General features: G+C 74.6%; 11 protein-coding genes. 8 read left to right on the top strand and 3 right to left on the bottom strand.

Features of this window, described 5'->3' with window-relative positions; translation table 11 throughout:
• The first annotated feature begins 122 nt into the window (after positions 1 to 122).
• The 7 genes from IF01_RS0138050 to IF01_RS0138020 all read left to right on the top strand — a co-directional run bounded on the left by IF01_RS0138050 (position 123) and on the right by IF01_RS0138020 (position 8,138).
• Positions 123 to 1,781, top strand: a complete 1,659-nt coding sequence (locus tag IF01_RS0138050) for an outer membrane protein assembly factor BamB family protein (protein ID WP_030398212.1) — start codon at positions 123 to 125, stop codon at positions 1,779 to 1,781.
• Positions 1,782 to 2,067: 286 nt separating this feature from the next.
• Positions 2,068 to 2,226: a pyrroloquinoline quinone precursor peptide PqqA gene (gene pqqA, locus IF01_RS45100; RefSeq protein ID WP_063764412.1), complete on the top strand. Its 159-nt coding sequence runs from the start codon at positions 2,068 to 2,070 to the stop codon at positions 2,224 to 2,226.
• On the top strand, positions 2,223 to 3,023 hold the full coding sequence (pqqC, locus tag IF01_RS0138040) for a pyrroloquinoline-quinone synthase PqqC (RefSeq protein ID WP_078880684.1): 801 nt from the start codon (positions 2,223 to 2,225) through the stop codon (positions 3,021 to 3,023). Before pqqA ends, pqqC begins: the two co-directional genes overlap by 4 nt.
• Positions 3,020 to 4,582, top strand: coding sequence for a pyrroloquinoline quinone biosynthesis protein PqqE (pqqE, locus tag IF01_RS0138035; RefSeq protein WP_063764411.1), 1,563 nt, complete (start codon positions 3,020 to 3,022; stop codon positions 4,580 to 4,582). Before pqqC ends, pqqE begins: the two co-directional genes overlap by 4 nt.
• Positions 4,494 to 5,552, top strand: coding sequence for a pyrroloquinoline quinone biosynthesis protein PqqB (pqqB, locus tag IF01_RS0138030; protein WP_244215766.1), 1,059 nt, complete (start codon positions 4,494 to 4,496; stop codon positions 5,550 to 5,552). The genes pqqE and pqqB overlap by 89 nt, the downstream gene beginning before the upstream one ends.
• Before the next feature lie 232 nt (positions 5,553 to 5,784).
• Positions 5,785 to 7,380 carry a lytic transglycosylase domain-containing protein gene (locus IF01_RS51270; RefSeq protein WP_063764410.1) on the top strand — a complete coding sequence of 532 codons (1,596 nt, stop codon included), beginning with the start codon at positions 5,785 to 5,787 and terminating at the stop codon, positions 7,378 to 7,380.
• Between the two features lie 107 nt (positions 7,381 to 7,487).
• On the top strand, positions 7,488 to 8,138 hold the full coding sequence (locus IF01_RS0138020) for an SIMPL domain-containing protein (RefSeq protein WP_030398207.1): 651 nt from the start codon (positions 7,488 to 7,490) through the stop codon (positions 8,136 to 8,138).
• Between the two features lie 181 nt (positions 8,139 to 8,319).
• On the opposite strand, the gene IF01_RS0138015 is transcribed toward IF01_RS0138020, so the two are convergent.
• From IF01_RS0138015 to IF01_RS0138005, 3 genes are all read right to left on the bottom strand, one after another.
• Complete coding sequence (locus tag IF01_RS0138015) at positions 8,320 to 9,405, bottom strand: DUF5954 family protein (RefSeq protein WP_051757024.1); 1,086 nt, start codon at positions 9,403 to 9,405, stop codon at positions 8,320 to 8,322.
• Between the two features lie 169 nt (positions 9,406 to 9,574).
• Complete coding sequence (locus IF01_RS0138010) at positions 9,575 to 10,159, bottom strand: TerD family protein (RefSeq protein WP_030398205.1); 585 nt, start codon at positions 10,157 to 10,159, stop codon at positions 9,575 to 9,577.
• Positions 10,160 to 10,347: 188 nt separating this feature from the next.
• Entirely contained in the window at positions 10,348 to 10,995 is a 648-nt protein-coding gene (locus IF01_RS0138005) for a class I SAM-dependent methyltransferase (RefSeq protein ID WP_030398204.1), read from the bottom strand.
• A gap of 398 nt (positions 10,996 to 11,393) precedes the next feature.
• On the opposite strand from IF01_RS0138005, the gene IF01_RS0138000 reads away from it, so the two are divergent.
• Positions 11,394 to 13,781 (top strand): glycosyl hydrolase family 18 protein, encoded by a 2,388-nt coding sequence (locus IF01_RS0138000; protein ID WP_051742779.1) that lies wholly within the window; start codon positions 11,394 to 11,396, stop codon positions 13,779 to 13,781.
• Positions 13,782 to 13,837: the final 56 nt, after the last annotated feature.

Raw genomic sequence — 13,837 nt, 5'->3', positions numbered from 1 at the left:
TCCCCCCGACAGCCAAGGCGGATCGCATGAGCCGATCGCACCCACCCGCCCACTCCACCGGACCGCAGCCCGCCGGACCGCACCCGGAGCCGATACCCCCGGGTCCGGTGTCCCGGAGTCCGATGTCCCGGGGTCCGGAGCCCAGGGGCTCGACGTCCCGGGGTCCGTCCTCCCCGCCCCCGGGCCCCGCGGCGCCGCCGGCGGGCCCCCGGCGGAGGCGCACCGGGGCGGCCCTGCTCTCCGGCTTCGCGCTGCTCGCCCCGGCCCTCGCCGCCGGCGCGCTCGGCGGCGCGCTCCCCGCCCGGGCCGACAGCCCGACCGTCTCGGTCAACACCATGCGCACCGCCTGGGACGCCAACGAACCCGGCCTCGCGCCCGCCCAGGTGTCCGGCTCCGACTTCGGGCGCCGCTGGTCAACCGCCGTCGACGGCGCGGTGTACGCCCAACCGCTGGTGGCCGGTTCGACCGTGATCGTCGCGACAGCGACCAACCACGTCTACGGCGTCAACGCGGCGGACGGGAAGATCGTCTGGCAGCGCGCGCTCGGCACCCCGGTGGCGTCCTCCAGCGCCTGCCTCTCCCCGGGCACCGGCATCATCTCGACCCCGGTCTACGACAAGGCGACCAAGACCGTCTACCTGGTGAGCAAGTCCAGCGAGGGCGGCGCGCACTTCTCGGTGCACGCCCTGGACGCCACCACGGGCGCCTCGCGCAGCGGCTGGCCGGTCACCGTCTCGGGCTCACCGGTGAACAGCCCCGGGGTGCCGTTCAACACCAACACCTCCGCCCAGCGGGCCGGGCTGCTGCTGCTCGACGGCGCGGTCTACTTCGGCTTCGCCTCGGACTGCGGGCTCGGCACGTACGTCGGCACGGTCGCGGGCGTCAACACCAGCACCCGCAAACTCACCCTCTGGTCCACCGAGTCCGGCTCCGCCTCGCAGAACGCGGGGGTCTGGATGAGCGGCGGCGGCCTGGTCTCGGACGGCTCCGGGCGGATCTTCATCGCGACCGGCAACGGCGCGGGCGAGGGCTCCTCGCCGCTGAAGGGCCCGGGCGACAAGCCCGGCGGCCACTTCGCCGAGTCCGTCGTCCGGCTCGGCGTCAACAGCGACGGCAGCCTGGCCCCGCGCGACTTCTTCAGCCCCACCAACAACCGCGAGATGGACCACGGCGACGTGGACCTCGGCTCCGGCGGACCGGTCGCCCTGCCGTCCGGTTTCGGCAACGCCGCGCACCCGCACCTGATGGTGCAGGTCGGCAAGGACGGCCGGATCTTCCTGCTCGACCGGGACAAGCTCGGCGGCATGGGCCAGGGCCCCAACGGCACGGACGGCGTGGTCGGCACCACCGGCCCGTTCAAGGGCATCTGGGGCCACGCCGGTGTCTGGGGCGGCGACGGCGGCTACGTCTACCTGGTCGAGAACTACGGCTCGCTGCGCGCCCTCAAGTACTCGGTGAACAGCGCCGGGAACCCCCAGCTGACCAGTGCCGCGACCAGCGCCGAGGGCTTCGGCTACGCCTCCGGCTCCCCCGTCGTCACCTCCAACGGGACGGCGGCCGGCTCGGCCCTGGTGTGGTCGGTCTACTCGGGCACCGGACCGGGCGGCCAGAACGGCGAACTGCGGGTCTACGACGCGCTTCCGGTCAACGGCTCGCTCAAGCTGCGGCGCAGCTTCGCGCTCGGCACGGTGACCAGGTTCTCCGTCCCGGCGACGGACGGCGGACGGGTGTTCGTCGGCACCAAGGACGGCCACCTGGTGGCCTTCGGCCGGTCCGCCTGAGCCGGTCCGTCCGCGCCCGACACGCCCTGTCCGAAACCCCCCGCCGCACCCCGACACACCCCGTGACGCCCACTCGACACGGCACTGCCGGACCGGCACACTCGACACCGGTTTCCCTCCCGGGCCCCGCCCGGGTGCGGAGTCCGTCGCGTCACCCGTTCGATCGCGAATGTCACACGATCGCACGGTCCGGACCGGCGGGCGGACCCGGCGGCTCGTAGCGTCCTGCTCCAGGGGCCGCCGGACCCCGACCCCCACCCCCACTTCACCGAGGAGGGCAACTCCCATGAAGTCCACGCTCACGCCCCAGCTGAACGTCACCACCGCCACCGTCGCGCCGGCCGCTCCGGCGGCCGCCGCCAAGCCCGCCTGGTCCGCCCCGTCGGTGCAGTGCCACCGCACCGGCGCAGAGGTCACCGCGTACGCCGCGCGGACCACTCGGTGACCCAGGCTTCCACCATCGCGTCGACCCGCGAGGAGTTCGCGGCCAGGCTGTACGGCCTGCGGGGACGGTACTGGGACACCCACCCGTTCCATCTGCGCCTGCACTCCGGTGGCTGCACGCCACCGGAGTTGCGGCGCTGGGTCGCCAACCGCTGGTACTACCAGCTGTGCCTGACCCGGAAGAACGCCGCGATCATCGCCAACTGCCCGCTCCCGGAGGTCCGTCGGGAGTGGACCCGGCGGCTGGGCCAGCAGGACGGGCCGCAGGAGGGCGAGGGCGGGCTGGCCGACTGGCTGGTGCTCGCCGAGGCCGTCGGCCTGGACCGCGCCGAGGTCCTGGACGAGCGGCACGTGGCGCGCGGGGTGCGCTTCGCCGTCGACGGCTACCTGCACTTCTGTCAGACCCGGCCGTGGACCGAGGGTGTTGCGGCCGCGCTGACCGAGATGTTCTCGCCCGACCACATGGCCGAGCGGGTGATCGCCTGGCAGAAGCACTACGACTGGATCGACCCGGCCGGCTACGCCTACTTCGAGCACCGGATCCCCGACGCCCGCCGGGACAGCGCCCGGACGCTCGACGTGGTGCTGGACCACTGTGTGACGGCCGAGCAGCAGAGCGCCGCGGTGTCGGCGCTCGCCTTCAAGTGCGAGGTGCTGCGGGCGATGCTCGACGCGGTCGACTACGGCCCGGAGACCGCCGCCACCGCCGGGGCCGCCGCCACCGTGGAGGCCACCGGAACCGGGGCCGCCACCACCGAGACCGCCACCGCTCCCGTGCCCGCCGGGGCCGGCCGGTGAACGCCGCACCCGCCGCCGCGGCCCCCGGGCTGCGGCGCGGGGTGCGGCTGGTCCACGACCCGGTCCGCCAACAGGACGCCCTGCTCTACCCGGAGGGCGTGCTGCTGCTCAACGGGACCGCCGCCGCCGTGCTGCGGCACTGCGACGGACGGCGCGACGCCGCCGGGGTCACCGCCCGGCTCGCGGAGGAGTACGAGGGCGTGGACGCCGGCCAGGTGCTCGCCCTGCTGGCCGACCTCGCCGAACGGCGGCTGCTCGCCCTGGACGGCACCGGCGGCCCGGCCGACCCGCAGCCGGCCGCCGGACTACCCGGGGCCGCGGTCGGCAAGCGCGCCCCCGCCCCCCTCGGCCTGGTCGCCGAACTCACCCACCGCTGCCCCCTGCAGTGCCACTACTGCGCCAACCCGGTCGAACTCATCCGGCAGCGGGACGAACTGGACACCGGGCAGTGGCTGCGGGTACTCGACCAGGCGCGCGGACTCGGTGTGCTCCAGGTCCACCTCACCGGCGGCGAGCCGCTGCTCCGACGCGATCTGGCCACCATCGTCGCGCACGCCCGGGGGCTCGGCCTCTACACCAACCTGATCACCAGCGGGCTGCCGCTGGACGGCCCCCGCGCCGCCGAACTCGCCGCGGCCGGGCTGGACCACGTGCAGCTGTCCGTCCAGGACGCCGACCCGCGGCAGGCCGACACCATCGCCGGCCTGACCCGGCTCAACGGCCCCACCGGGCACGAGCGCAAGCTCGCCGCGGCCGCCCTGCTCACCGGCGCCGGACTGCCGCTCACCGTCAACGCCGTGCTGCACCGTGCCAACGTCGAGCGCCTCGGCGAGATCGCCGACCTCGCGGTCGAGCTCGGCGCCGACCGGGTGGAGCTCGCGCACACCCAGTTCTACGGCTGGGCCTGGGTCAACCGGGCCCACCTCGCGCCGAGCGACGCGCAGGTCCGGCAGGCCGAGCAGGACGTCGCCGCCGCCCGGGCGCGGCACGGCGACCGGATCGAGATCACCCATGTCGTCGCCGACCACCACAGCGGCACCGCCAAGCCGTGCATGAACGGCTGGGGGAACGAGCAGTTGGTGGTCGCGCCCGACGGTGCCGTGCTGCCCTGCCTGGCCGCCGCCCAGCTGCCCGGGCTGCCGGTGCCGAACGCGGTCACCGACGGTCTGGCCGCGAGCTGGCACGACTCGCCCGCGTTCAACCGCTACCGGGGCACCGACTGGATGCCCGAGCCGTGCCGCAGCTGCGACCTGCGCGAGCAGGACTTCGGCGGCTGCCGCTGCCAGGCCTTCCAGTTCACCGGCGACGCGGGCGCCACCGACCCCGCCTGCCGGCTCTCCCCGCAGCACCACCTGGTGCACGCACCCGCGCCGGAGGCCGACCCGGCGCCGCGGGCGCGCCGGTTCACCGCGCCCGTCCCCCCGATGCCGTCGGTGCTGCCGGTCCCGGCCGTCCCGGCCCTGTCGACCGATCCGACCTTGTCGACCTTGTCGACCGATCCGGCCCTGTCGACCGATCCGGCCCTGTCGCCCGACCCGTCCGTGCCGGGCCCGGCGTGAGCGCCCCCGGCCCGGGACCCGTCCCTCGGAGCACGCACTGAAGATCAGGATCCTCGGCACCGCCGCCGGCGGCGGCCTGCCCCAGTGGAACTGCGGCTGCGCGGGCTGCGCCACCGCCCGCCGCACCGGCGCCGCCCGCAGCCAGGACTGCCTCGCGGTCAGCGCCGACGGCGCCGCCTGGTACCTGGTCAACGCCTCCCCCGACCTGCGGTCCCAGCTGCTCGCCACCCCCGAGCTGGCGCCCCCGCCGGGCACCCGGGACACCCCGCTCCGCGGTGTCCTGCTGACCAGCGGCGAACTCGACCACACCCTGGGGCTGGTGACCCTGCGCGAGGCCGCCGAGCTGACGGTGCACGCGACCGCCCCGGTCCGGGCCGCGCTGCACGAGGCGTTCCCGGTCGGTCCGCTGCTCGCCCCCTACACCAAGGCGCGCTGGCACACCGTCGTCCCCGGGGAGCCGGTCGAACTGGCCGGAGGGCTGGTGGCCGAGGCACTTGCCCTCGGCGGCAAGCGGCCCCGGTACGCCGCCGACCTGGCCGCCCTGCCGGCGGGCGAAGGGGCGGGGGAACCGGCCGGCGGCCGCACGGACTGGGTGATCGGCTACCGCTTCACCGAGGCCGGCGGCCGTGCCCGCGCCGTCTACGCCCCCGGTCTGGCCGCCTGGACGCCCGCCGTCGACCGGGCCGTGGCCGACGCGGACGTGGTGATCCTGGACGGCACCTTCGCGACGGACGACGAGCTCGCCGAACGCACCGGCGGCGCCCGCGGCTCGCGCGGCATGGGACACCTGGCGGTCGCCGACTCGCTCCCCCACCTGGCCGGCCGGCCCGGGCCGCGCTACCTCTACACCCACCTCAACAACACCAACCCGCTGGCCCACCCGGGTTCGCCGGAGGCCACCGCCCTGGCCCCGGCACTGGCGGCGGCCGGGGCGGCCGTGGCCGAGGACGGGATGCTCCTCGACCTCTGAAACGCGGCCCCGTCCCGTCCCGCCCCGGCGGCGCGTGACCGTGTCCGGTCGAACTGCTCCACCGTCCGTTCACCGAACGGTGGCGCCCGGTATTGCCCCAGGCCACCGTGGGCCTGTCAGATCGTCGTGATACTAATCATTCGGGTGATGAGATCTGTCATGCACCGGCAGGCACGATGGTGACAGCCTGTCCGTTCCCACGGGACCGGACGGTGACGGGGAGGGGCAGAGCATGGTGACCAGGAACGGCACGGCCACGCGAGGCGACGGCGGACCCACGGGGACGGAGCGACGGACCGGTCGGACGACCGGCCGCCGGCTGCGGCTCGGCAAGCGGCTCACCGGCATGCTGGCGGTCTTCACCGCCCTCGCGGCGCTGACCGGCTCCCAGGTGACCGGCCTCCGGCTCGCCCCGGCCGCCGCGGCCGAGCCCGTGCCGGACCAGCCCGGTGGCAGCGCCGCGCTCTTCCCGGGGCTCGGCGCCGACGGCACCGCCGCGCCGTTCGGCACCGGCGCCACCCCGCTCCCGGGCACCCTCGGCACCGCGCCGGTCGACGGCGGCGGCACCCTGCCGCTCGCCCAGCCGCCGCTCGCGCCGCTCACCTCGCCCTTCGCCGATCCGCTGCGCTCCGGGCCGGCCCTGCCGGAGACGGTGTTCGCCGCCTACCGCAAGGCCGAGGCCGCGCTGCTCCTGCGCTCCCCCGGCTGCCACCTGCCCTGGCAACTGCTCGCCGCGATCGGCGAGGTGGAGTCCGGCCAGGCCGGCCGCGGCGCGGTCGACGCCGGCGGGACGACGTTCCGTCCGATCCTCGGCCCGGTGCTCAACGGCGCCGGCTTCGCGGCGATCGGCGACACCGACGGCGGCCGCTTCGACGGCGACAGCCAGTGGGACCGCGCCGTCGGACCGATGCAGTTCATCCCCTCCACCTGGGCCTCCTGGGGCGTGGACGCCAACGGGGACGGCAAGGCCGACCCGAACAACATCTACGACGCCGCCGAGGCGGCCGGCCGGTACCTGTGCGCGGTCGGCCGCGACCTGTCCGACCCGGCCCAGCTGGACCGGGCGATCCTCGGCTACAACCACTCCGCCGAGTACCTGCGCACGGTCCGGAACTGGATGGCCCACTTCGGCACCGGCAGCCCGGTCACCACCCCCGACCGCCCGGGCACCCCGAGCCCGCTGACGCCGCTGCTCCCGGTCGTGCCGGTGGCACCGCTCGTGCCGACCACCCCGCCGGCCCCGGTCACGCCGACCACGGCCACGACACCGGCCACGACGCCCACCACGGCGCCGACACCGAGCCAGAGCAGCACGCCGACCGCCCCGGGCACCCCGAGCACCACCCCCAGCACGCCGTCGGGCGAGCCCTCGCCGAACGCGACACCCTCCGGCACCCCCTCGCCCTCCGCGTCCGCCTCGCCGTCCGCCGAGCCGAGCGGCACCCCGAGCGGCACGCCCACCACCGCACCCACCACCACGCCGTCGGGAAGCCCGAGCCCCAGCGCGACCGCGACGCCGACGGCCACGCCCACCGCCACGCCGACCGGCACCCCGTCCACGACGCCCACCGCCACGCCGACGGCGACGCCCACGGACGCCCCGAGCACCTGCCCCACCCCGACCGGCACGCCGACCGCGACCGCGAGCCCCACCGCGACGCCGTCCGGCACCCCTTCGGCCACCCCCGGCGCGACGGCCACCCCGACCGCCCCGGGTTGCCCCACTCCCACCCCCACGCCGTCGGACACCCCGTCCGCGAGCACCACCCCGAGCGCCCCGAGCGCCACCACCTCCCCGTCCGCCGCGCCGTCCCCTTCGGCCCACTAGGGGTTGTCCGACCCGCGCCTGCGGGGCGCGGTGGCACGGAAGCGATACACGAGGGCCCGGCGCGACCGCCGGGCCCTCATCGGTCATCGAGCTGATCGGATGAGCGCATGTATGGCAGTCACTCCATAGACGCCCCCTGGGGCGCATCCGTGTTCGGCGCGGCGAGCGTGGACGCGGCGCCGGACCTGGCCCGGCTCCGGGTGGCGATCGCGGAGACGCGGCCGAAGCCGGGTGAGGCGTTCGAGGCCACCCGGGGCGGGGTCAACCGGATCCGGGACGTGCTGCGCGGTCACGGGATCCCCGACACGGCGGTCTCGACCTCCCGACTGGATCTGAAGTCCTCGTGGGACTACGGCGGCGAGCGCAAGTTCCTCGGTTACGAGTGCACCGCCTCGTTCGTGATCGAGCTGCGCGAGCTCGACCTGCTGGAGTCCGTGCTCGTCGACGTCGTCGAGGCCGGGGCGAACCAGGTCGACGGTGTCGAGTTCGACGTGAGCGCCAAGAAGGAACTGCGCGCGCAGGCCCGCAGGGCCGCGGTGGCCGCCGCGCGGGAGAAGGCCGAGCTGTACGCGGAGGCCGCCCAGGTCCGGCTCGGTCCGGTCGTCCACATCAAGGACGTGGACTCCGAGCAGATGCCGAACAGCTACCGCAGTCACCGCGGCGGCGGCGCGGGTGGCGACGGCGACGGCGACCTGACGCCGGGCAGGATCAGCGTCACCGCGGGCGTGGTCGTCGGCTTCTCGCTCATCGGGGGCTGACCGCACTCCCGGCCGGTTCGCGGTGCCCGGCCACGCCTACGGCCGGGCACCGTCGACACTCACGATCAGCTCCCGCACGACCGCGCAGCCCGGCACCGTCGGACAGTGACGACGGCCGTTCTCCCCTGCCCGTACCGCTGACTGACGGCGGCCTCGGTGCCGGGGGCGGTGCGGACGTTCGTCAGACCGGGCTCCCGGGCTCCTCCGCGGTGCCCTGGTCCTGGCCCTCGTTCTCGTCCTCGTCGGCGTAGCGGATGCCCGCCTCGCGGCCGCGCTGTTCCTGGACGCGCAGCGGGAGTTCCGGGTCCCAGTCCGAACTGCGGGGCAGTTCCGGGCCGTCGGGGCCGAGGCGGACCACGGGCTCGACCCGGACCAGTCGGAAGTGGCGGTCCGCGGCGCGGAGTTCGTCGGAGCGCTCGGCGTCCAGGCGGTCGGCGGCCTCCGCGTAGCGGGCGAGTTCCTCCTCGCCGAGGTGCGGGTCCAGCCGGGGGGCGAACTCCCGGAGGTAGGCGGCCAGGGTGTCGCGGGCGTGCTGGGGGGTCTCGCAGGCGCCGGTCATCGGGCCCCAGCCGCCGTCCCGGTACTCCGCGACCGCGCAGTGCACGGGCAGCACCAGCACGTTCGGGTAGAGCTGGGAGGAGCGTCGCGCCTGCTCCCGGACGTCCTCCGGGATGGAACGGCCGGTCGGCACCAGGGACATCATGTCCAGCCGCAGGATCCCGTCGACCAGGGTGACGCCCGCCGCCGGGTCGATCACGAACCCGGTCGTCCGGGGCGGCAGCCGGTGCCCCTCGCCGACGGCGGCCGGGTCCGGGTCGGTCGGCCGGGGCGGCTCGATGCCGTCCGGGCCGGAGCGCAGCACCTGCTCGGCACGGAAGATCCGGTAGTCGCGCCCGCCGGCGGAGATCTCGTCGAGCGCCTCCCACTCCAGCCGCTCGTGGGCCGCGCGGTAGGAGGCGCGCTCCCCCTCGTCGAGGTCGCGGTCGGCGGCCCGGCCCGAACCGGGCTCGGCGAGCGCCCAGGACCGGAACGCGTGGCCCAGGTCGTCCCGGGCGGCCTGCGGGGTGGTGGCATGGAATTCGACGATCCGCCAGGTGCCCGAGCCGGTGCGCTCCAGGCTGCCGAAGACCGGCGGCATCATCATCAGGTTCGGGTACTTCTCGCGGGATGCCCAGGCCTCCAGACCGGCCACCGCGGCCACCGGGTCGTCCGTGTGGGTGACCCGGATCGTCAGGTGCTCCGGCAGCTGCGCAGCGTCATCGTCCATGCGGCCAGTGTTAGCGGACCCGCCGAGAACCCCGCAGGGTTATCGCGGAACTCCACCCGACCGGACCCGACCGCGGTCGGCCGGGTGCCCGGGCACCCGGACCGGCCCGTCCGGGAGACCCGGGCGGGCCGTGCGGCCGAGCCGGTTCGGAGGTGGTTCCGAGGATGGTTCAGAGGTACTTGACCAGCTCCGGCATGAGGTCCTGGAAGGTGCGGCCGCCGGCCGGCTGCCCGATCGCGGTCATCTGCCAACCGGCCTGGGTGCGCTGCATCTTGGCCATGATCTGCGCGGTGTACGCGCCGCCGCCGGTGAGCGTGTACCGGGCCAGCTCGGTGCCGGTCTGGGTGTCGACCAGGCGGCAGAAGGCGTTCTCGACCTCCTGGAAGGTCTGGCCGGTGAAGGAGTTCACGGTGAAGAGGATCTGGTCCACCTCGGCCGGTACGGCGTTGAGGTCGACGGTGATGGTCTCGTCGTCGGTCGCGTCCCCGGCGCCGCCGGTCAGGTTGTCGCCGCTGTGGCGCACCGAGCCGTCGTTACTGGTGAGGTGCTGGAAGAAGACCACGTCGACCGGCTTGCCCGCGGAGAACAGCACCGCCGAGGCGTCCAGGTCGATCTCCTGGGAGGCGAACAGCTTGGCGAGGAAGCCCTTGCGCTGTGCCGCCCGCCAGCCGAGGCCCATCCGTACCACGCCCAGGCGGCCTCCGCCCGGCTTCTCCAGGCTGAGCTTCTGCCCCTTCGCCAGCGAAACGCTCATCGCGCCCTCCTCGTTGATCGCACTCGCGCCTTGAATCTACAGCACTGTAGATCTTTTTGGCGCTGCGGGACGCCTTCGTCCCGGGACACCTGCATACCCCGCGCGACCGCCGCGGATGCGGGCGACACCGCGCCGCGCCCGCATCGGTGGCGAGCGGCCCGGGCGGGCGGGCGGACAGGCGGGTCCGGTCAGGCCGTCCGCTCCAGTCGGACCAGGGCGTCCACCGCCACCGCGCCGCCGTCCTCCGACCCGCCCCGGTCCCGGTGGCCGGCCTCGGCGGCGAGCGGTCGGAGGGCCCGTTCGGCCCGGACGGTGCGCAGACCGGCGCCGGCCAGGTCGGCGAGCACGTCCTCGGGGGTGTAGAGCACGGCCGGGTCCTGCGGGCCGCCGACCCCCTCGGTCAGATTGGTGGAGTCGTGCCCGACCACCAGCAGGGTGCCGCCGGACGCGAGCGCCGCCGCGGCGCGCCGCAGGGCCGCCCGGCGGTCCTCGGCCGGGAGCTGGAGGTAGGCGACCAGGACCAGGTCGTAGCCCTCCGGCGGCGCCTCGAAGTCCCGGGCGTCGCCGTGCCGCCAGGTCAGCCGGTCGGCGACCTCGTCGGGCAGCGAGGCGGTGAGCCGTTCCGCGCGGCCGAGGGCGACGGTGGAGAAGTCGAGCCCGGTGACCTCCCAGCCGAGGCCGGCGAGCCAGATGCTGTTGCGGCCCTCCCCGGCGGCCAGGTCCAGGGCCCGTCCCGGTGCGAGTCCGGCCAGTTCACGGACCACCCAGCGATTGGGCTCGGTGCCCCAGACCAGCTCGCTGGCGGCGTAGCGCTCGTCCCAGGCGCGGCTGTCCATGGCCGTTCTCCGTTCGACGCGGGGACTACTCGGGAGGCCACCGTACCGGTCTCCCGGCCGACCCACCGGGTGCACGACCGGTCCGCGATTCATCCACCGGGCACCCTTGACGGCGAAGATTGGTCCAGTCCAATCTGTGATGTCGTGATGCGCCGGCCCCGGCCGGTCCGCGTCCGGGCTTCCGCACACCCGTACGCCTGCAACTCCGTACGTCCGCACCTCCTGCCGCACCGCACCGCACTGCCGCACGGCACTGCACTGCACTGCACCGCACTGCACCACCGCACTGCCGCACCGCCTTCACCCGGCCGCGCGCCCCCACAGCGCCCGGCCCGGCTCCCCAGGCCCAACCGGGCCGTCGCACCGCCGGAAACCCCACTCCTCCGGAGGACAACCGCATGCACGACCGTGTCATGTCCGCGCGCCCTGAAGAGCGCCGGGCCGTCGCGCCGCGCCGCCGAGCGCTCGCACTCGCCCTGGCCGCCACGCTCAGTACCGGCGGCGCCGCCCTCGCGCTCACGCTCGACACCGCCTCGGCCGCCGCCGTCAACCTGCTGACCAACGCGGACCTGGAGACCGGCACCCTGGCCGGCTGGACCTGTGCCAACGGCTCCGTGGTCAGCACCCCGGTCCACGGCGGCGGTTACGCGCTCAACGGCGCCGCCTCGGCCTCCGACACCGCCGAGTGCCGGCAGACGGTCACCGTCCTGCCGAACACCACCTACACCCTGGCCGGCTGGGTCCGGGGCAACTACGTCTACCTCGGCGCGACCGGGACCGGCGTCAACTCCCAGAGCTGGACGCCCGGCACGGGCGGCTGGACGCAGCTGAGCAGCACCTTCACCACGGGCGCGGGCACCACCTCGGTGACGGTCTTCACCCACGGCTGGTACGGCACCGGTGCCTACCAGGCCGACGACCTGAGCCTGACCGGCCCGGCCGGGCCCACCGGCACCGCCAGCCCGACCGCGACGAACAGCCCGACCGCCACCAGCAGCCCGACGGCGACCGGCAGCCCGACGACCAGCCCGACCGCGACCGGCAGCCCCACGAGCAGCCCCACCGTGACCAGCAGCCCGACGGCGACGAACAGCCCGACGGCCACCGGCAGCCCCACCGCCACCGGTACCGCGACGGCGACGCCCACCGCCACCTCCACGGCCACCGGCCCCGCCGGGGACGGCAAGGTCACCACGCCGGCCGGCGTCACCGTCACCAAGGTCACCCACAACGCCGTGGTGCTCCAGTGGCAGCCGTCCACCGCGACCGCCGGTGACGCCCCGGTCGCCTACAAGGTCTACGCCGGCGACCAGTTGGTGGCCACCTCGATGGGCACCTCGGTGGCGGTCAGCTCGCTGCTGCCGACCCGCGGCTACACCTTCACCGTCCAGGGCTACTCCGGCAGCCACGCCTCCGCCCAGTCGGCCCGGGTGAGCACCACCACCGCCGCGGCGCCCGCCACCAGCCCGTTCCGCTCGGCCTACTTCGACCAGTGGGGCGTCTACGAGAACGCGTACCACGCGAAGAACGTCGACACCAGCGGCGCCGCCGGCAAGCTGGACGTCATCAACTACGCGTTCGCCAACATCCACCCGACGAACCTCACCTGCTTCCAGGCGGTCAAGGCCTCGGACTCCGCGAACGAGAACAACCCCAACGCCGGTGACGGCGCCGGTGACGCGTACGCCGACTACCAGGCCGACTACAACGGCGCGACCAGCGTGGACGGCAGCGCCGACACCTGGGAGCAGCCGCTCAAGGGCAACTTCAACCAGCTGCGCCAGCTCAAGGCCAAGTACCCGAACCTGAGGTTCACCATCTCGATCGGCGGCTGGACCTACTCCAAGTACTTCTCGGACGCGGCGGCCTCCGACGCCTCCCGCAAGAAGTTCGTCTCCTCCTGCCTGGACATGTTCCTCAAGGGCAACCTGCCCGCGAACGTCGCCGGTGACCCGGCGGGCGGCGCGGCCACGGCGGCCGGGCTCTTCGACGGCGTCGACCTCGACTGGGAGTACCCGGGTTCGGCCGGCGGCCACACCGGCAACCACACCTCGCCCGCCGACAAGCAGAACTTCACCCTGCTGCTGAAGGAGTTCCGCACCCAGCTGGACGCCCTCGGCAACGCCCAGGGCAAGCGGTTCCTGCTCACGGCCGCACTGCCCAGCGGCCAGGACAAGATCGCCCAGCTGGAGACCGACAAGATCGGCGCGTACCTCGACTACGCCGACATCATGACCTACGACATGCACGGCGCGTGGGACGCCAAGGGCCCGACCAACCACCAGGACCCGCTGCACGACAGCCCGGCCGACCCGACCACGCCGATCACCCCGGGCAACCGGAAGTACAACATCGACACCACGCTCACCGCGTACACCACCGGCCTGCCGGAGTACGGCATCGCGGGCGGGTTCCCGGCGGCCAAGCTGGTGCTGGGCGTGCCGTTCTACTGGCGCGGCTGGACCGGCGTGCCGGCCGGCTCCAACTTCGGCCTGTACCAGAGCGCGACCGGTCCGACCCCGGCCAAGCCGCTGAGCGCGGAGGCCGGTCTGGCCGCCTGGAAGGAGCTCAACGCCACCGCCGCCAACACCCACTGGGACCCGGTGACGGAGTCCTCCTGGGTGTACGACGGCACCAACTTCTGGACCGGTGACACCCCGCAGGCCGTCCAGGCCCGCGGTGCGTACGCCAGGAGCAAGGGGCTGGCCGGGATGTTCGCCTTCTCGCTGGAGAACGACGACGCCGCCGGGTCGATGCTCAACGCGATGAGCAGCAGCCTGAACTGACGCAGGACCGGAACGCGGGGCCCGGCCGGGACGATTCCGGCCGGGCCCCGCGTGCG

This window comes from Kitasatospora purpeofusca (genome assembly GCF_000718025.1).
GTDB lineage: Bacteria > Actinomycetota > Actinomycetes > Streptomycetales > Streptomycetaceae > Kitasatospora > Kitasatospora purpeofusca.
Note: the sequence above shows the minus strand (reverse complement) of the source record. Positions and strands in the feature narration are given on the sequence as shown.